This is a genomic window from Curtobacterium sp. MMLR14_010 (genome assembly GCF_001865015.1).
Classification (GTDB): Bacteria; Actinomycetota; Actinomycetes; order Actinomycetales; family Microbacteriaceae; genus Curtobacterium.
In genome coordinates this window covers 67,998-84,862 of record NZ_MJGV01000068.1, presented here as the reverse complement: position 1 = coordinate 84,862, position 16,865 = coordinate 67,998, and the positions used below count along the sequence as shown (strand labels likewise).

Annotated in this window: 18 protein-coding genes; 10 read left to right on the top strand and 8 right to left on the bottom strand. The window is 71.3% G+C overall.

The window, feature by feature from the left end; genetic code table 11:
• Positions 1 to 71: 71 nt before the first annotated feature.
• Positions 72 to 1,106: a LacI family DNA-binding transcriptional regulator gene (locus BIU98_RS14350; RefSeq protein ID WP_071277977.1), complete on the bottom strand. Its 1,035-nt coding sequence runs from the start codon at positions 1,104 to 1,106 to the stop codon at positions 72 to 74.
• 128 nt (positions 1,107 to 1,234) lie between these two features.
• Between BIU98_RS14350 and BIU98_RS14345 the strand changes: the two genes are divergently transcribed.
• From BIU98_RS14345 to BIU98_RS14330, 4 genes are read left to right on the top strand one after another with little or no spacing between them, the layout of a single operon-like run.
• Positions 1,235 to 2,506: an ABC transporter substrate-binding protein gene (locus BIU98_RS14345; RefSeq protein ID WP_175481377.1), complete on the top strand. Its 1,272-nt coding sequence runs from the start codon at positions 1,235 to 1,237 to the stop codon at positions 2,504 to 2,506.
• The gene (locus tag BIU98_RS14340) at positions 2,503 to 3,453 is read left to right on the top strand and encodes a carbohydrate ABC transporter permease (protein ID WP_071277971.1); all 951 of its coding nucleotides are present in this window, start codon (positions 2,503 to 2,505) and stop codon (positions 3,451 to 3,453) included. Before BIU98_RS14345 ends, BIU98_RS14340 begins: the two co-directional genes overlap by 4 nt.
• A 13-nt stretch (positions 3,454 to 3,466) precedes the next feature.
• Entirely contained in the window at positions 3,467 to 4,285 is an 819-nt protein-coding gene (locus BIU98_RS14335; protein WP_071277968.1) for a carbohydrate ABC transporter permease, read from the top strand.
• Between the two features lie 49 nt (positions 4,286 to 4,334).
• A complete protein-coding gene (locus tag BIU98_RS14330) occupies positions 4,335 to 7,556 on the top strand; it encodes a glycoside hydrolase family 38 C-terminal domain-containing protein (RefSeq protein ID WP_071277965.1) in 3,222 nt (1,073 codons plus the stop codon).
• A 69-nt stretch (positions 7,557 to 7,625) separates the two neighbouring features.
• Here BIU98_RS14330 and BIU98_RS14325 read toward each other — a convergent pair whose 3' ends face one another.
• Both BIU98_RS14325 and BIU98_RS19060 read right to left on the bottom strand, forming a co-directional pair.
• Complete coding sequence (locus BIU98_RS14325; protein ID WP_139200758.1) at positions 7,626 to 7,985, bottom strand: hypothetical protein; 360 nt, start codon at positions 7,983 to 7,985, stop codon at positions 7,626 to 7,628.
• A gap of 28 nt (positions 7,986 to 8,013) precedes the next feature.
• A complete protein-coding gene (locus BIU98_RS19060; protein WP_139200757.1) occupies positions 8,014 to 8,574 on the bottom strand; it encodes a hypothetical protein in 561 nt (186 codons plus the stop codon).
• Positions 8,575 to 8,783: 209 nt separating this feature from the next.
• Between BIU98_RS19060 and BIU98_RS14310 the strand changes: the two genes are divergently transcribed.
• Positions 8,784 to 8,990 (top strand): DUF4177 domain-containing protein, encoded by a 207-nt coding sequence (locus tag BIU98_RS14310; protein ID WP_071277952.1) that lies wholly within the window; start codon positions 8,784 to 8,786, stop codon positions 8,988 to 8,990.
• Positions 8,991 to 9,371: 381 nt separating this feature from the next.
• Here the strand turns inward: BIU98_RS14310 and BIU98_RS14305 are convergent, their stop codons facing one another.
• Positions 9,372 to 9,812: a hypothetical protein gene (locus BIU98_RS14305; protein WP_139200756.1), complete on the bottom strand. Its 441-nt coding sequence runs from the start codon at positions 9,810 to 9,812 to the stop codon at positions 9,372 to 9,374.
• Positions 9,813 to 9,893: 81 nt separating this feature from the next.
• Between BIU98_RS14305 and BIU98_RS14300 the strand changes: the two genes are divergently transcribed.
• Both BIU98_RS14300 and BIU98_RS14295 read left to right on the top strand, forming a co-directional pair.
• Entirely contained in the window at positions 9,894 to 10,133 is a 240-nt protein-coding gene (locus tag BIU98_RS14300) for a hypothetical protein (RefSeq protein ID WP_139200755.1), read from the top strand.
• Positions 10,130 to 10,504 carry an SdpI family protein gene (locus BIU98_RS14295; RefSeq protein WP_071277943.1) on the top strand — a complete coding sequence of 125 codons (375 nt, stop codon included), beginning with the start codon at positions 10,130 to 10,132 and terminating at the stop codon, positions 10,502 to 10,504. The genes BIU98_RS14300 and BIU98_RS14295 overlap by 4 nt, the downstream gene beginning before the upstream one ends.
• On the opposite strand, the gene BIU98_RS14290 is transcribed toward BIU98_RS14295, so the two are convergent.
• The gene (locus BIU98_RS14290; RefSeq protein WP_071277939.1) at positions 10,467 to 11,405 is read right to left on the bottom strand and encodes an NADP-dependent oxidoreductase; all 939 of its coding nucleotides are present in this window, start codon (positions 11,403 to 11,405) and stop codon (positions 10,467 to 10,469) included. The two genes, BIU98_RS14295 and BIU98_RS14290, sit on opposite strands and share 38 nt — an antisense overlap.
• 91 nt (positions 11,406 to 11,496) lie before the next feature.
• Here BIU98_RS14290 and BIU98_RS14285 point away from each other — a divergent pair, with 91 nt between their 5' ends.
• Both BIU98_RS14285 and BIU98_RS14280 read left to right on the top strand, forming a co-directional pair.
• Positions 11,497 to 11,997 carry a MarR family winged helix-turn-helix transcriptional regulator gene (locus tag BIU98_RS14285; protein WP_071277937.1) on the top strand — a complete coding sequence of 167 codons (501 nt, stop codon included), beginning with the start codon at positions 11,497 to 11,499 and terminating at the stop codon, positions 11,995 to 11,997.
• 213 nt (positions 11,998 to 12,210) lie between these two features.
• Positions 12,211 to 13,650 (top strand): MFS transporter, encoded by a 1,440-nt coding sequence (locus tag BIU98_RS14280; protein WP_071277935.1) that lies wholly within the window; start codon positions 12,211 to 12,213, stop codon positions 13,648 to 13,650.
• Positions 13,651 to 13,722: 72 nt separating this feature from the next.
• Here the strand turns inward: BIU98_RS14280 and BIU98_RS14275 are convergent, their stop codons facing one another.
• Complete coding sequence (locus BIU98_RS14275; RefSeq protein ID WP_071278321.1) at positions 13,723 to 14,298, bottom strand: TetR family transcriptional regulator; 576 nt, start codon at positions 14,296 to 14,298, stop codon at positions 13,723 to 13,725.
• 276 nt (positions 14,299 to 14,574) lie between these two features.
• On the opposite strand from BIU98_RS14275, the gene BIU98_RS14270 reads away from it, so the two are divergent.
• A complete protein-coding gene (locus BIU98_RS14270) occupies positions 14,575 to 15,072 on the top strand; it encodes a pyridoxamine 5'-phosphate oxidase family protein (protein WP_071277932.1) in 498 nt (165 codons plus the stop codon).
• Positions 15,073 to 15,099: 27 nt separating this feature from the next.
• Here the strand turns inward: BIU98_RS14270 and BIU98_RS14265 are convergent, their stop codons facing one another.
• On the bottom strand, positions 15,100 to 16,125 hold the full coding sequence (locus BIU98_RS14265) for a medium chain dehydrogenase/reductase family protein (protein ID WP_071277929.1): 1,026 nt from the start codon (positions 16,123 to 16,125) through the stop codon (positions 15,100 to 15,102).
• Positions 16,126 to 16,205: 80 nt separating this feature from the next.
• The gene (locus BIU98_RS14260; protein WP_071277926.1) at positions 16,206 to 16,769 is read right to left on the bottom strand and encodes a TetR/AcrR family transcriptional regulator; all 564 of its coding nucleotides are present in this window, start codon (positions 16,767 to 16,769) and stop codon (positions 16,206 to 16,208) included.
• Positions 16,770 to 16,865 lie beyond the last annotated feature (96 nt).

Here is a 16,865-nt window from a genome sequence, read left to right as displayed (position 1 = left end):
TGAACGTACCTGCGGACGCAAGCCGGGCCTCCAGGCCGAGCAGTCCGAGCCAGCCGAGCGGGCCGGACGTCTCAGTGGTGGACGATGTGCACCGGGAGCTCGACGAGCCGCGGCGGCTGGCCGTCGGCAGACCCGTCGAGCCGTGACAGCAGCATCCGCGCGGCCACCCGACCGAGCTCGGCGGGGTCGTGGTCGATCACGGACAGCGGGATCGGCGCCATGTCGGCGAAGTCGAACGAGTCGAACGCGAACAGCCGGGGCGGTGCGGTGACCGACCCGTCGGCCACGCCCCGCGCGATCGCGCGGATGGCCCCGACGCTGATCCGGTTGTTCGCGGCGAACACCGCGGTCGGCGGGTCGGGGAGCACCAGGAGCTCCCGCATCGCCCGCTCGGCGGCGTCGGCGTCCTGCAGCTCGAGGACGATCAGCCGCTCGTCCAGGTCGGTCCCGCTCGCGGCGAAGGCACTCCGGAAGCCGGCCAGGCGACGCTGCCCGGTGGACACGGTGACCTTGTTGCCGAGGAAGGCGATCCGACGGTGCCCCTCGTCGAGCATGATCGAGGTCGCCTCGCGGGCACCGTGGACGTCGTCGATGAGGACGGCGTCCGCCGGGGCGTGCTCGACCGTGCGCGAGGCGAGGACCAGCGGGGCGTCGTGCAGACGGGCCGCCGTGAAGCGCTCGCCGTCCTGGCCGACCGGCACGACGATGAGCCCCTCGACCTGGCGGCCGAGGAAGTCGGAGAGCAGCTGGCGCTCGAGGTCGCCGTCCTCGTTCGTGGTGCCGACGAGGATCCGACGCCCGGTCGCGGCCACCACCTGTTCGATGCCCTGCACGACACCCGCGTAGTACGGGTTGCCGATGTTCGTGATCATGACGCCGACGAGGCCGGACCGCTGCCCCGGGCGCAGACTGCGCGCGTTCTCGTTGCGGTGGTAGCCGACCTCGGCGATCACGCGCTCGACGTGTTCGCGCAGCGCCGGCCGGACGTTCTTGCCGCCGGAGAGCACTCGCGAGACGGTCATCGGACTGACCTCGGCGACCCGGGCGATGTCCTTCACGGTCATCGCGGCCTTCCGCTCCGGTCCGGACCCCGCGGTTGCCTGCATGGGTCCCATGTATACCCGACCGCGCTCTTGCGGCCGGGTCGCCGCCGTGTATGCTCCCGTTGGTAACGTTATCAATTCACCGTCGAATGGAACGCCCGATGCCTCATCCGTTCTCCAGCGGGCCCGGAGTGACCCGCAGGACCGCCCTCGCCCTCGGTGGCGGCGGTCTCCTCGCCATGGCCCTGGCGTCATGCGCTCGGGGCTCCGACACGCTCCCCTCGGCCCCGGGCACCGTCAGCCTGAACAGCGACAACCCGACCTGGGGGCCCGGGTACGCCGCCGCCTCGGCCGTCCTGGCCAAGCGCATCGGGTACCAGATCACGTCCCGGTCGGTGGCCAGTGTCGCCAACTACGGGCAGATCATCCGGATGACGGCGCAGACCAACAGCACGACGGACCTCATCAAGTGGACGAACGGCTACCGGCTGCAGGACATCGCCCGGGCCGACATCCTCACCGACCTCAGCGACGTCTGGGACGACGTCACCGAACGCGGCTGGGTGGACCCGGCCCAGCGCGAGTCGTTCAGCTACCGCGGCAAGCCCTACGGCGTCCCGCTCTACAAGAGCTACTACGCGGTGTTCTACAGCAAGAAGGCCTTCGCGGAGCACGACATCGCCGAGCCGACCACGTTCGACGAGGTCATGGACGCCGCCCAGCAGCTCAAGGACGCGGGAATCACGCCGTTCCTCGCCCCGGGCGCCACGACGTGGGAGGCCGAGATCTGGTTCATGCAGCTGCTCGCGTCGACGGACCCCGACTACTACAAGGCCGTCACCACGAACAAGGCCAGCTACACCGCGGACCAGGCCACCGAGGCCATGGACCTCTGGTCGGGGATGTACGCGGACGGGTTCTTCTCCGCCCCGGACGTCACGTCGAACGACCTCCCCGGGCTCGTCGCGAAGGGGACGTTCGGCATGATGCTCTACGGCACCTGGTTCGCCAACACCCTGCTCGCCGCCGGTCTGACGGACGACGACATCGGCTTCTTCCGTGTCCCGCCCCGCGGTGACGCCGAGCCCGCGATCGTCGTCGAGAGCGGTTCGCTGTCCGTGCCGGTCAAGGCCCATCGGCACCGTGCCGCCGTCGACGTCGCGAAGAACTGGCTCGCCACCGACGTGCAGACCGCCTGGGTCGGGTTCCTCGGCGACACGAGTCCGAACCCGCACGCGCTGCCGAAGTCGGACCTCGTCAAGGACCTCGCGAAGGACGTCGCCCGCGTCCGCCCCGTCGAGCTGACGCGCTACTGGGAGGCCTCACCCACCCCGCTGGTCGAGGGCAACGTGCAGGACCTCGGCGCGTTCATGGTGAACCCGTCGAAGGCCAACGGCGCCGCCACCCTCCGCTCCATGGAGAACCGCGCCCGGACCGAGTGGAAGACCTGGAACGCCGCATGACACTCACGCAACCCCCCGTCCCCGAGACCGCCGTCGACCCGCAGGCCCCGGTGGCTCGTCCGCCCCGTGCCGCACCGGGACACCGAGTTCCGCTCCGCGTCCGGCTCACCGGCGGCGCGTTCCTCGCCCCGTCGGTCCTGCTCGTGCTCGTGCTGCTCGTCGCCCCGTTCCTGTTCACGATCTACCGCAGCTTCTTCAACGACAACGGCTTCACGCGGAGCTGGGTCGGGCTGGGGAACTACCGGGCGATGTTCGCCGACCCGGCGTTCGGGCAGTCCGTCCTGAACACGTTCCTCTGGGTGGTCGGCACGCTCCTGCTGCCGGTCGGCATCGGTCTCGCGATCGCGGTCGGCACCTGGAAGCTCAAGCTCGGTGCGCTGGCACGCTTCGCCATCGTCCTGCCGTACGCCATCTCCGGTTCGGCGACCGCGGTGGTCTGGACGTTCATGCTCTCCACGGACGGCGGCCTGGACACGCTCCTGCGGGCCATGGGCCTCGGCCCGCTGGTGTCGCAGTGGCTGCTGCAGTGGCCGCTCAACACGGTGATGATGATCATCGCGACGACCTGGCAGGCCACGGGGGCGTGCGTGATCCTGTTCCTCGTCGGGCTGCAGTCGATCCCGCCGAACACGCTCGAGGCCGCCCAGATCGACGGCGCCTCCGGCTGGCGGCTGTTCTGGTCCGTCACCTTCCCGCAGCTGCGTCCGATGACCGTCGTCGTCGTGGGCATCTCGATCGTCGGCAGCCTGAAGGTCTTCGACCAGGTGCTGCTGCTGACGAACGGCGGCCCGGGCACCGCGTCCGAGACCCTTGCGCTCACGATGTACCGCGAGACCTTCACGCTGTCCCGGTACGGGTCGGGTGCGGCCGTCGCCGTGTTCCTCACCGTCGTGGTCGTCGTCGCCTCGTGGGCGTACCTCCGCCGGCAACTCCGCCCCACCGACTAGCAGGAGACCGCAGATGACCAAGACCTCCCGCCGCGTCCTCGCGGCCGTGCTCATCGTCGTGTCCCTGATCTGGCTGGTCCCGTCGTACCTGCTCGTCGTCAACGCCTTCACGAAGGGCGCCGACTACTCGGGCACGCCCTCGTGGTGGCCGACCTCGTGGTCCCTCTTCGACAACATCGGGATCGCGTTCCGGAACGCGAACGTCGGCCAGGGCATGCTCAACAGCCTGCTGTACTCCGTGGTCGGTGCCGGAGCCGCGGTGCTCATCGCCGCACTCGCCTCGTTCGCCGTCACGATCATGCCGGTCAAGCGCCCGACCTTCTGGTTCTGGGTGATCTACATCGGGACGATCCTGCCGCTGCAGGCCTTCCTGTCCCCGCTGTTCACCGGGTTCGCGGCCACGTCGCTGTTCGACACGCAGTACGGCATGCTCCTGGTCTACGTCGCGCTGACGATCCCGTTCGCGTTCTTCGTCGTCCGCGGGCACATGTCCGGCCTGCCGAACGAGGTCCGCGAGGCCGCGTCGCTCGACGGCGCCGGGTGGGTCCGGATGTTCTTCCAGGTCCACCTGCCGCTCTCGACGAGCGCGCTCCTGGCGGCGTTCGTCTTCCAGTTCACGTGGATCTGGAACGACCTGCTGTTCGGCCTGACGCTGTCGTCCAGCCCGAACATCCGGCCCGTGATGGCGACGCTCGCCGACCTCACCGGCAACTACTCGACGTACGGACCGCCGGTCGCGCTGGCCGGGGCCCTCGTGGCGTCGCTGCCGACCATCGTCGTGTTCTTCGCGTTCCAGCGGTTCTTCGCCCGCGGGCTGAACCCGACGGCGTGAACCCGAAACCCGGATCCCCCTCCCGACCACCGAAGGAACCCCAGCTCCGATGACCGAACCAGCCCTCGTCTCCGCACAGCCCTGGTCCCACCTGGAGGCCCGTGACGGGCTCCTCGACCGCGCCACCGTGGCCGCCGCGACCGTCCACGGCATCCGTGTCCGGGTCATCCCGGAACCGCTGAAGACAGAGCACGACGGCGTCGCCGTCCAGAGCGTCCGCCTGCTCTTCGACGAGGAGACCGACGGCGCGGCCGACGGCGGGGCCGCCGGCGGGGCCGCCGGCGCGACCGGCGGAACGCCCGCCGGCGCGACCGACGGCGCGCCCGACCACGCGCCCCGCGCCGTGACCGCGACCCTCACTGGCCCGGACGGCGTCGACCGCGTCGTCGGCACGGCCCCGGCGCCGGACACGACCTCCGTCCGGCTGCTGGTCCGCACCGTCGACGAACCGACCGACGTCACCCTGACCGTCGCCAGCACCGAGTCCGAGACCGGGACCGAGCTCTCCTTCGTGCTCCTCCCCCAGCGCGACTGGTCCGTGCACGTCGTCCACCACTCGCACTTCGACTTCGGGTACACCGACCCGCAGACCACCGTCATCTCCTCCCAGCGGTCATACCTCGACTCCGCCGTCGAGCTGGCAGCGGCGACGCGCGAGTGGCCCGAGGCGTCGCGCTTCCGCTGGAACGTCGAGGCGCTCTGGGCCTTCGCCGACTGGGAGCGCCACCGTCCCGCCGCCAAGGTCGCCGAGTTCGTGGAGCTGGTCCAGCAGGGCTCGATCGGCCTGAGCGCGATGCCGTACAACCTGCACACCGACACCTGCTCGACCGAGGAGCTGCACGAGCTGCTGCGCGAGGCCCGCCGGATCCGCGACCAGTACGGCATCGACTTCACCACCGCCATGCAGACCGACGTCCCCGGGCAGGTCGCCGGGCTGCCGGACGCCCTGCACGACGTCGGCGTGCGGTACCTCGCCGTCGCGCACAACTGGGCCGGCCGGTCGATGCCGCACCAGAACGGTGCCCTCGACCTGCCGCGGCTGTTCCGCTGGCGCACTCCCGCGGGCAACTCGATCGTGGTCTGGATGACCGACAGCCCGCACGGGCTGGCCTACATGGAGGGTCCGATGGTCGGGCTCACCGAGTCGTACGAGGTCGCCGAGACCTACCTCCCCGCCTACCTGACGGCACTCGCGACCCGCGGCTACCCCTTCCCGCCCGGGGTCTTCGGTGCGCACGGCGAACAGGCCGAGGGCCGCCCGGGCTACCCGTGGGACGTGCTGCACCTCCGCACCCAGGGGTTCATGGGCGACAACGGCCCGGCACGACTGCACCTCTCCGAGGTCGTCCGCCGCTGGAACGACACCTGGACCTCGCCGACGCTCCGGGTCTCGACGAACGAGGACTTCTTCGCCGAGGCCGAGGCGCGCCACGGTGACGAGCTCATCACCGTCGAGGGCGACTGGGGCGACTGGTGGGTGGAGGGCGTCGGTTCCGCCGCGGTCCCCCTCGCCCTGGCCCGCGAGGCCCAGGTCACCGTGAGCGACGCCCGCTCGTTCTCCCAGGCCGCCGCCTGGCTGGGCGGACAGGCCGTCCCGTCCGAACGCGCCGACGCGGACGCCACGTACGACGCGATCTCGATGTTCAACGAGCACACGTGGGGCGCGAGCAACTCGTGGACCCACGGCGACGAGGGCTACGACTCCGGCGAGCGCCAGTGGCAGTGGAAGGTCGCGCAGGCGATCACCGCCCACCAGCGCGGCCGTGACTTCGAGGAACACGCGCTCGTCTACCTCGCCGACACCGTCTCCGCTCCCGACGACGCCTACACGGCGATCGTCGTGGCGAACGTCTCCGGTGCCGCGAGGACCGGGGCCGTGCGGTTCCTGCTCAAGGAGTCGACCGTCCCCCTCGATGCCCACGTCACGCTCCGCGACGGTCGCACGGGCGCCGACCTGCCGATCGTGATCGAGCCGCAGTCGAACTCCCTGCACCGGGAGTCCGGTCGCTGGATCACCGCGCAGCTGACCGACGTCCCCGCGTTCGGCTTCGTGCGGGTCGACGTGCTGTCAGCAGACTCCGCCCCCGAGCTCCCCCGGATCCACGACGCGATGACCACCCCGGCCGCCGACCTCTTCACGCTCGAGAACGCGTACCTCCGCGTCGCGGTCGACCCGCAGACGTCGACGATCCGCTCGATCCTCGAGCTGGCGACCGGGCGCGAGATCGTCGAGCAGCACGCGCCCGCTGGCTTCAACGGGTACGTCTACGACGAGTACGGCTCGTCGGGGGCCGGCGTCAACCACCTCGCGAACAAGCTGTGGAGCTCCGACCGGCTCGAGCTCCTCGCGTCGCGGACGACCGGGGGCCCGGCCGTCCTGGTCGAGCGGGTCTCCGACGCCGTCGAGGAGCGCCTGGTCTACCGCTTCGCCGCAGCCGGGGTCGACAGCGTCGAGGTCACCCTGCGCCTGCGCCACGGGGAGCCCCGCCTGCGGATCGCGAACCGTCTGGCGAAGCCAGTCACCCGGACCAAGGAGAGCGCCTTCTTCGCGTTCCCCTTCGCCGCCGAGCAGCCCGTCGTCCGGTACGAGGTCTCCGGCGGTGTCACCGGTGACGGCCTGCCGCACATCCCGGGCGCTCCGCAGCACATGCGCGCGATCCGCAACTGGGTCAGCGTCGAGGACCAGGACGCCGCCGTCGTGTGGGTGACGAAGGACGCTCCCCTGGTCCACCCGGGCACGATCTCCCTGCCCTACGCACCGTTCCCGGCGAGCACGAGTCCCACCCGCTCCGCGACGGTCTACTCGTGGCTGCACAACAACGTGTGGGACACGAACTTCCCGATCGAGCAGGGGTTCACCGCGACCTTCGAGTACGCGATCGGCGTCCGCGCGGAACCCGGCCAGCGCATCGAGGCCGTCGCGCTCCAGACCACCGCGGACCTGGTCCGACCGATGGTCACGGCACCCGCCTCCGGCTCAGGCGCCTCCGACGTGCCGTCCGCCGAGCTGCTCACGCTCGACGACGACCGCGTCCGGTTGGTGTCGGTGGTCGCCGGCGAGGACGACCAGCAGTCCATCCTTCGCCTGCAGTCGATGACCGAGCACCCGGTCGACCTCACCATCGGCCTCGGCATCGCGGTCGAGTCGGCCGCCCGCAGCACCTACCTCGGCGACGACGCCCCCGGCAGCGTCCACATCGACGGGGATCGGCTCCACCTGCAGCTCCAACCGTACGAGTCCACGGCCGTCCGGCTCACGAGACTGCCGTAGCGACGCCGGACTGGAGGCTCGCTGCCAGCTGGTGGGGAGCCTCCAGTCCGTCTCGCCCAGCGTCCGCCGTCACCGGTCTGCGCACTCCGGGAGCAGGTGCCGGTAGTCGCCGGCCGCCGCCCGGCGGCGGACCGTGTCGTCGTAGGCTGCCCTCGGGATCGCGCCCGTCGTGATCCTGGTGCTCTCGGCGATGGTGTCGGCGTCCGCGCACACCGCGATCACGACGCCGCCCTCCCCGTCCGGAGCCGGCCCACCGATGAGCGATCCCGGCTGGTGCAGGACCGCTTCGGACAGGTCGTACCAGGCGTACGCGGTGCCGGCCGGGACGTGCCTGACTGTCGCCGCGACCGGCTCACCGATCAACGTGTCCGGGGGCACGCTCGGCGGTGCGGAGCACCCGGAGAGCGCGACGATGAGGACCGTGCTCACGCCCATGACCCCGGCGGTGCGCTGGCGGTCAGAAGCTCCTGATGTCGCAGGAGACACGCGCCGGACCCGGGTTGAAGGCGTACAGCCATCCGGACGTACCGGAGACGTAGTCCTTCCCACCGCCGGTCATGTGCCGCTGGATCTTGTACTTGTAGCGGACCCCGACGGGGTAGGCGACCAGCTGTTTGCCCTTCGGGACGCTCCGCTTGCTGCACGTCACCGAGACGTTCTGCGTGGACGCGGAACTGATGTTGAGCTGCCCGGCCGCCCAGCTCCGCGTCGCGCCGAAGCTGAGGCCGATGGTCCGGGTCGCGGACGATCCCTTGTTGAGGGAGCAGGTCATCGCACTCGTGCGCGAACCGCAGGACGCGAGCTTCTGGGACCCGACGTGGCTCCCCTTCGAGCTCTTGCTGATGACTTTGTTGTAGTGCGCCCACGCTGCCCGGCCGTCCCTACCTGGCTGCGTCGCGCTGTCCGTCGGCGCCTCGGCCGCGCTCGCGGAGGCTCCTCCCACGGCAACGCTCCCCACGAGCACACAGCTCAGGGCGGCGCTGGCCACCACACGTGCGCAGATCCCGGTCTTCTTCATCGTCCACCTCGTTGCATCGCCGGCTCGGTGCCGGATGCCGAGACGGTCGCAGCGCGGAAGTGGACGCGCCAAGCTCCGCGGATACGACATGCGAGATGTACGTGCCGGGTGCGCCGCAACTCGAACGGGGGCTACGACGTCAGTGGCTGCGCGGCAGACACTGGCCGGGGCGACGTCCGGTTCGCCCGCAACCCGAGAAGGAGCTCCCCATGCAGTACGTCGTCCTCCAGGTGATCCTCAAGGAGAAGTTCCTCGGGACCGGTTCGGGCAACCTGACGTCGCTCGAGCAGGCCATCAACGAGCAGGCCGCGAAGGGCTACCGGCTCCACACGATCACCACGGCGAGCAGCGGGAGCAAAGGCCTCGGCGGCGGCGACCGCATCCAGGCCACGATGGTCTTCGAGAGCATCGGCTGACGCGGCCACGGACGGATGCACCGGCGTGACGTCGGCAGGAGTCAGCGCTCGGGCCACCGTCGGACGGTAGGGGTCGCGCAGTGGGTTGCGCGCCATCCCTCGGCGCAGTCGTGGCAGTCCGGAGGTGTGCCTGACGAGGTCCGCGACGGTGAACGCCGCAGCGGGGAACTCGGGCAGCACCTCGGCGACCGGACATTCGACGTCGAGGGTGCGCCACGCAGCGGTGCCGACGAGGCCCTTCGTGATGCTGCCCCACTCGACGAGGGAACCCGTGCAGTAGGACCCGGACGGCCCGCGGACCTCGCTCCACCCGTCCGCACGACGGAGGCTCGCACGCCACAGGCCGGACGTCCTCAGAGGATCACGCAAGAACTGCTCCGTTCACGAGGCCGCGTCGCCGTCGTCCTCCTGACGCTTGCGGTCGATCCGATCGAGCACGGGTTCCGCCACGTCGTAGAGCACGACTGCGACGACGGTCGCGACCACGGCACCGAGGCCGTTCTCCATCAGTGGCAGGAGCACCACCCAGAGGGGAAGCGCTGACGCGATCTGCTTGGCGATCCGACTGCTCGCCGTGCGCCCCGGGAAGAGCCGGTCAACCACTCGTTCGAGCGCACTGCCGAACACAACGGCCAACCCGACGATCAGCATCAGCGCCGCGACGAGGACCGGCAGCGTCACCGACTGCCGGACCCCACCGATGCCCGGGATCAGGTCCGCCGCGATGACCCCGAGCACGAGCGGCGCACTGCTGACGAAGAACGCCGACAGGAACCACCCGAGGACGAGGAGCCGCTCGCCGAAGGTCACGCGTTGCTCCATTACTGCTCCCTCGCGGTTGCGTATGTCACACGCTACCGGCAGGATGGGATCACCGCAGGGGCGATTGACGAGGGGCGAGACGTGACAGGAAACGGGGACCAGAACCGGGGCCGCAGGCTCCCCGTCGCACTCATGCTCGCGGGACTCGCGACACTCGTCGTGGCGTTCGTCCTCGCCGGCCCGGGCATCGTCGGCCTCATCGCCCTCGCCGCCCTGTGGATCGCGACGACGGCCGCGCACTTCGCCGGGAGCACACCACAACGGGACGCCCTCGACGCAACGACTCCCGCGTCCTCGACCGACACCCGGCGGCGGCGATGATCACCGTCGAGATCGCCGCGGCCGTCCTCATCGCGCTGAGCGTCGTGCTCCCGGCCCGGGGCGTCATCCCCCGCAACCGCTGGTTCGGCATCCGCACCACGGCCACCCTCCGGGACGCCGACGCCTGGCAACGAGCGCACCGCGCAGCCCTCGCCCCGATGTGCACGACCGCCGCGGTGATGGTCGTCGCCGCAGTCGCCGGGTGCCTGCTCGGTCAGTGGAACAGCGAACCCCTCCTCCTGGCCGTCGCCGGGGCAGCGGTGGCCGGGTCACTCTGGAGCACCTGGGTCGCCGTGCGCGCCAGCCGGCGACGACCCGAGTCGACCCTCCGCGTCACACCGCCTCCGGGAGCACGATCACCTTCCCGCTGACCCCGCGCTCGGCAGCCTCGACGTGCAGCGCCGGCAGCTCGGCCAGTGAGATGCGCCGCGAGACCTCCACCCGCAGCTCCCCCGCGTCGACCAACCGCACGAGCTCCCCGAGCTGTGCGAGGTCACTCCGCACGAACACGACGACGGACCGCACCCCGCGTTCGGCGTCGTCCGGTGCGGGCATCCAGGCGGTGGTGCTCACGACGACCCCACCCGGACGGACCAGATCGACCAGGGCCGCGAACTCCGCGGGCTCGATCGGCGCCAGGTTCAGCAGCAGGTCGACAGGCTCGGACACGGCCTCATGCAAGGACGACGCCGTGTGGTCGACGACCTCGTCTGCACCCGCAGCGCGCACCGCATCGGTACTCCGCGGGCTCGCGGTGGCGATGACGTACGCACCGGCTCGCTTCGCCAGCTGCACCGCGTACTTGCCGACGACACCGCCCGCGCCGACGATGAACACCCGCTGCCCGGCCTGCAGCCCTCCGTCGTCGAACAGCGCCTGCTGCGCGGTCAGCGCGACCGACGGCAGCGCCGCGGCATCGGCCAGCGGGATGCTCGTCGGCGCGTGGACCAGCACGTCAGCGGGAGCCACGACGTACTCGGCCGCGCCGCCGTCCTCACCCATGGGCAGGAACGCGATGACCGCGTCACCGACCGCGAAGCCCTCCACACCGTCGCCGAGCGCGTCCACCGTGCCGGACACGTCGTAGTCCGGCACGTGCGGCAGAGTCACCGGGATGGGCAGGGAGCCCGCCCGCATGCCAGTGTCCGCGGAGTTGAAGGCGGACGCCGCGACGCGGATCCGCACCTGGCCGGCAGCCGGCTGGGGCTGCTCGACGTCGACGTACTGCAGGACCTCGGGTCCACCGACCTCGAGGAAACGGACTGCCTTCATGATGGGACCTCTCGTCGTGTGCTTCGAGTTCGAAGCAACTGGGGACGACGGTAGCACTGCTTCGAACTCGAAGCAACGGTAGGATCGGACCATGGTCGAACCCCAACCCGGTCTCTCCCCGACGGAGCTCGCCGCGTACTTCGCCTTCACCGAGGTCAGCGCACTCCTGCGTCCCGCGGTCGAGCAGCAGCTCCGCGACGCCGGCGGCCTGAGCTATGTGCAGTTCCAGCTGCTCGCGCGGCTCGGCGACGACCCGACGGGCAGCCGGAGCATGACCGACCTGGCGGACGGCGTCGTCTACAGCCGCAGCGGCCTGACGTACCAGGCGCAGCTGCTCGACAAGCGCGGACTCGTCACGCGCTCGACGTCGCCAGAGGACGAACGCCGCGTGGTCGTCACCATCACCGAGGCCGGCCGAGCCGTCCTCGCCACCGTCTTCCCGGGCCACGTCGCCGTCGTCCGCGGTCTGCTCTTCGAGTCCCTGACCACGGACGAGGTCGACTCCCTCGCGGCCGTCCTCGGCAAGGTCGGCGACCGCCTCCGCGCCGCACCGCCCCGGTCCGCCAGCCCGCGACGCCGCAAGGCGACCTGAGACCCGCCACCCACCGGCCAGGAGGCCCGGCACCAGCCCGATGCGAGCCTCCCGTCCGGTGGTCCGCACCATCTCGGGCCCGCAGCGGCACTTGCTGTTGGCCCACGTCGTCACCTACGGTGAGCGCAGAGGGAAAAAGCCCGCGCCACGTGCGCCGGGCGCGCGCACGTGACTCGCTCGAGTCGCCACTTCATCACCTGAAGGAGTGCGCCCATGTCCGCCGTCCCCACTGTCCGTCCGCTCGCGCCGAGGTCCCTGGGCGACGCGTGGCTCGCCCTCGCCGGGCTGTCCGCCGTGTTCCTGTTCGAGATGCTCGACAACTCGCTGCTCAACGTGGCACTGCCGACCATCGGCCGCGAACTGCACGCCACGACCACCGGGTTGCAGTGGGTCACCGGCGCCTACTCCGTCGTCTTCGGCGGGTTGATGCTGCTGTTCGGCGCCGTCGCCGACCGGGTGGGCCGACGCCGCATCATGCTCGTGGGGCTGGTCTTGCTCGCGGTGGCGAGCCTCGCGACCGTCTTCGTCACGACGACGCCGGAGCTCATCGCCCTGCGAGCCGTGATGGGCATCGCGGCTGCGATGACCACTCCGGGGTCGATGGCGCTGGCGTTCCGACTCTTCGACACCGAGGACCTGCGCGTCCGGGCCCTCACCGTCATCTCGACGGCGGGACTCGTCGGCCTGGCGATCGGCCCGACCATCGGCGGCCTCGTGCTCGCCGTGGCGCCGTGGCAGGTGCTCCTGCTCGCGAACGCGCCCATCGCCCTGGTCGCGTTCGTCGGGATCCGGACCGGCATCGGCGCCGACACGGCCGACGGACTGCACCGCGCACCGATCGACGTCGCGGGTGCTGTCCTCGGCACCGCGACGATCGCCGGGGCCCTGGTGGCGCCGACGCTCGCCGTCGACCTCGGCTGGTCGTGGCAGCTGTCGGTGATGGCGGCGGCGACCGTGGTTGCCGGCGTCGCCTTCGTGCTGCGTGAGCGGTCGGCGGCGCACCCACTGCTCGACCTCGCGCTCGTCGCCCGGCCGCTGGTGGCGAGCGGACTGGCGTTCAAGGCCGGCGCCGGACTCGCCGTCGCCGGGCTGTCGTACCTGGTGACGCTCCAGCTGCAGTTCGGCTGGGGCTGGTCACCGGCGGCTGCGGCCGTAGGGATGCTGCCGCAGGTCGTGGTGCTGCTCGCGAGCGGGCGGTTCGTCGGGCCGTTCGTGCAGCGGGTCGGGCTCCGTCGGGCGGCAGCGTCCAGCTCGGCGGCCGTCGTGCTCGGGCTCGGGGTGTTCGCCGTCCTCGGGCACCTCGGCTACGGGTGGGTGGCCGTCGCCCTCGTGCTCGTCGCCGCCGGCATGCGGGTCGTCGGCGTGGTGGCCGGCAACGACGTCCTCCGGGGGCTGCCCGCCGACCGGACGTCGATGGGCGCCGCACTCGTGGACACGGCGAGCGAGCTGGCGACCGGGGTCGGGATCGCGGCCTCGGGGGCGGTGCTGGCGGCGATGGTCAGCGGGAGCATCGCGACGACGGCCTGGACGAGCACGCGGCTGGCGCAGTTCGAGTCGGGCGTGCAGGTCGCCGGCGTCGTGCTGACGCTCGGGGCGACCGCGCTCGTGACGGTCGGGATCGTGCGGTCGCGCGAGGGCCGGGACGCGAGCTGACGGACCGGGACGCCGGCCCGATGGAGGACGCAGGCGCGCCGGATGACGCAGGCGCGCCGGGTCGGGACGTGGTCAGCGCCCAACGAGCGCCGCGACGGCGTCCACCACGACCTGCCGACGTCGCGCCGGCATCACCGCGGTGACCAGGGCGTCGAACTCCGGGCTGGTCTCGCTCCAGAACGCCGCCAGGTGCACGACGAGCCCGAGCAGCACGGCCGGTCGGACGGTCCGCGGCAGGAGACCCGCGCGCTGGGCCCGTTCGATCTCGGCGACCGCCTCGGCGTTGCCGGCGACGACGGCCTCCATCGGGGCTGCGTCGCCGCGCTCCAGTCGGTACCAGGTCACCAAGCGCTGCGCCCACGGCCGCTGCACTGCGGCGTCGTGCAACCGCCCGGCGTACTCGGGCAGGTCCTCGGCGTCGAGGGGCACGAGCGCGAGCGTCTCCGCGACGGTCTGGGCGTAGAGCGCGTCGAAGAGGCCCTCCTTGCTGCCGAAGTAGTGGAAGATCTGCGCCTTGTTGCTCGACGACGCCGCGGCGATGCGTTCGATCCGGGCGCCGGTGATGCCGACCGCCGCGAACTCCTCGCGTGCTGCGAGCAGGAGCTTCGCACGCATGGCGTCGGCGGGCGGGGGCGTGAAGGTGGCCATGTCGATCACCGTACCGAGCGGGAGGTCGCCGCGGGACTCGGGACCGCAGGACGTCCGCGACAACGTCGATGTCGTACGACGTCGACGTTGTCGCCCACACGCCACGCGACGGCCGCGACCCCGCTCGCGCCGCCACCGCGGCCCGACCGCCCCGCGCGCCACACCACCGGCACCGCCACAGTCGTGAGCCGCACGACGCCACCGGTACCGAGCCTCCCGGCTGCCCGCGCGTAGCGTCGCGAGCACCACCCGGTCTATCGACGAGGAGCACGCACCATGTCCGACACCACCCCCACCGACCAGCACCACATCGCCGACCTGATGAACGACGCGAAGGTCGCGATGCTCACCACGATGACCACGGACGGCAAGCACGTCAGCCGCCCGATGGCCCTGCAGGAGGCCGAGTTCGACGGCGACCTGTGGTTCTTCGCCTACGACGACTCCGCCAAGGCCGAGCAGATCGGCGTCCACCCCGAGGTGAACGTGTCGTTCTCGGACACGAAGGGCCACTCGTGGACCTCGTTGGCCGGCCGCGCGAGCATCGTCCACGACCGCCAGAAGGCCGAGGAGCTGTGGGTCAAGCCGCTGCAGGCCTGGTTCCCGGACGGACTCGACACGGCAGGCCTGGCGCTGATCAAGGTCGAGGCCGACTCTGCCGAGTACTGGGAGGGGCCGAGCAGCACCGTCGCGTACATCGCGAAGACCGCCCGGGCCGCGGTCACCCGCAACCCGGACAAGGACCCGATCGAGAACGGCACCGTCGAGCTCTGACCGACCGGAGTCGCGGCACGCCACACGTCAGGGCAGCAGGACCACCTTGCCGTCGAGCGTCCGCGACTCCGCGAGCTCCATCGCCCGCACGATCTCGGTCAGCGGGAACCGTGCGGCGATCCTCGGTGTGACGACTCCGTCGCGCACGAGCTGCAGCACGCGCCCGAGGTCCTCCTCGAGGTGCGCCCGGAACCGCTTCGGCGTGCGGCTGTGCCCGCTCCACAGGTCGTAGAACACGGCGCGCTGCCCGGGCAGCGTGTTCCAGAACGCGATCCGACCGACGTGGGACAGGAACGGCGGCCACAGGCTGCCCGTCCCGCTGACTGCGTCGATGATCGCGTACGAGACCAGCACCCCTCCCCGCGCGAGCAGCGAACGGGCCGTCCGCGTCGTCGCACCGCCGATGTTGTCGAAGACGGCGTCGACCCCTGCCGGAGCGAGCGCCCGCACCTGGTCGGCCAGGTCCGGGGCGGCGTAGTCCACGGGGTCGACGCCGTCCCGCCGCATGGCCTCGTGGTGCCGCGGGGACGCAGCGCCGATCACGCGGACGCCGTGGTGCCGCGCGAGCTGGATGAGCACGCCGCCGACACCGCCGTTCGCCCCGAACACCAGGATCGTCTGCCCCGGACGCACCCGCGCAGCACGGTGGAGCATCTGCCACGCGGTGACGCCGTTGACGGTGACGGCCTCGGCGTCCTCGGACGTGACGCCGTCCGGCACAACGACCGAGTCCCGCTCGGCGACGACGGCGCGTCCGGTCCACGCGCCGGTCTTGGTGAGGCTCGCCACGCGCCGACCGGTCATCGCGGGGTCGACGCCCGGTCCCACGGCGGTCACCGTGCCGACGAGGTCGTACCCGGGCGTGAAGGGGAACGCCGGCTGCATGAAGTAGCGGCCGCGGCGCATCGCCCGCTCGGCGTAGGAGATGCCGGTTGCCTCGACGGTGACGAGCAGCTCCCCCGGTCCGGGTGTCGCGACGGGGGTCTCCTCGACCAGGAGCCCGGCCGGCTCGACGATGCCCGGCAGGACGACGTGGGTGGTGGTCTCGTTCATGGTGGTCCCGATTCGTTTGGTTACTGATTGAACAGTCACAACTCTGGGTAAGAAGAAGAGCAGGAGGAGGGAGGGGCGTCTCAGCGGTGCCGGATACCGGCCGTGATCGACTGCGCCCACGACGCCCCGACGGCCGCCAGGTCCGTCTGCACGATGAGGTGGCACAGCTGCCCGTACGCCACGAAGCGCTGGACGTCGGCGGGCGCCGCACCCGAGGCCCGCTCCACGGCCCGGACGACCGCACCGAGCCCGCTGCGCACGGCCTCGCGGATCTCGGGCACGCTGCTGGCGCTCTGCGCGTGCGCCTGCATCATGATGAGGTCGCGGTCCTCGACGAGCGCGATGTAGGCGTCGGTCATGGCCGCCAGTCGAGCCGTCGGGTCGCCGTCGTCGATCGACTCGCCCGCTTCGGCGAGCGCCGAGGCGACGCGCGTGTAGGTGTCCTCGACAGCGGCGACGAACACGCCGAGCTTGCCGGGGAAGAGCCGGAAGACGTAGGCCGGCGAGACGCCGGCCTCGGTCGCGACGTCCGCGACCGGGGTGGCGTGGTAGCCCTTCTCCGCGAAGACCCGGACGGCCGCCGCGGTGATCCTGGCACGCTGGGCCTCGGCGGTTGAGCGGGGGCTGGTTCCGGTGACGGGCATGTGACTGATCAAACACTTACAAGAAGCGCGTGTCAAGAGCGGCGGGTGATCCTGGCAGCGCCGGTCGCGACCAGAGCCGGACGGGAGGCCCGGTGC

Excerpts from the sequence above, each read along its gene's own strand:
- BIU98_RS14280 (WP_071277935.1), top strand. The coding sequence starts at position 12,211 with ATGTCCGCCGTCCCCACTGTCCGTCCGCTCGCGCCGAGGTCCCTGGGC.
- BIU98_RS14310 (WP_071277952.1), top strand. The coding sequence starts at position 8,784 with ATGCAGTACGTCGTCCTCCAGGTGATCCTCAAGGAGAAGTTCCTCGGG.
- BIU98_RS14275 (WP_071278321.1), bottom strand. The coding sequence starts at position 14,298 with ATGGCCACCTTCACGCCCCCGCCCGCCGACGCCATGCGTGCGAAGCTC.
- BIU98_RS14290 (WP_071277939.1), bottom strand. The coding sequence starts at position 11,405 with ATGAAGGCAGTCCGTTTCCTCGAGGTCGGTGGACCCGAGGTCCTGCAG.
- BIU98_RS14295 (WP_071277943.1), top strand. The coding sequence starts at position 10,130 with ATGATCACCGTCGAGATCGCCGCGGCCGTCCTCATCGCGCTGAGCGTC.
- BIU98_RS14260 (WP_071277926.1), bottom strand. The coding sequence starts at position 16,769 with ATGCCCGTCACCGGAACCAGCCCCCGCTCAACCGCCGAGGCCCAGCGT.
- BIU98_RS14330 (WP_071277965.1), top strand. The coding sequence starts at position 4,335 with ATGACCGAACCAGCCCTCGTCTCCGCACAGCCCTGGTCCCACCTGGAG.
- BIU98_RS14305 (WP_139200756.1), bottom strand. The coding sequence starts at position 9,812 with ATGGAGCAACGCGTGACCTTCGGCGAGCGGCTCCTCGTCCTCGGGTGG.
- BIU98_RS14335 (WP_071277968.1), top strand. The coding sequence starts at position 3,467 with ATGACCAAGACCTCCCGCCGCGTCCTCGCGGCCGTGCTCATCGTCGTG.
- BIU98_RS14265 (WP_071277929.1), bottom strand. The coding sequence starts at position 16,125 with ATGAACGAGACCACCACCCACGTCGTCCTGCCGGGCATCGTCGAGCCG.
- BIU98_RS14285 (WP_071277937.1), top strand. The coding sequence starts at position 11,497 with ATGGTCGAACCCCAACCCGGTCTCTCCCCGACGGAGCTCGCCGCGTAC.
- BIU98_RS19060 (WP_139200757.1), bottom strand. The coding sequence starts at position 8,574 with ATGAAGAAGACCGGGATCTGCGCACGTGTGGTGGCCAGCGCCGCCCTG.
- BIU98_RS14350 (WP_071277977.1), bottom strand. The coding sequence starts at position 1,106 with ATGCAGGCAACCGCGGGGTCCGGACCGGAGCGGAAGGCCGCGATGACC.
- BIU98_RS14340 (WP_071277971.1), top strand. The coding sequence starts at position 2,503 with ATGACACTCACGCAACCCCCCGTCCCCGAGACCGCCGTCGACCCGCAG.
- BIU98_RS14270 (WP_071277932.1), top strand. The coding sequence starts at position 14,575 with ATGTCCGACACCACCCCCACCGACCAGCACCACATCGCCGACCTGATG.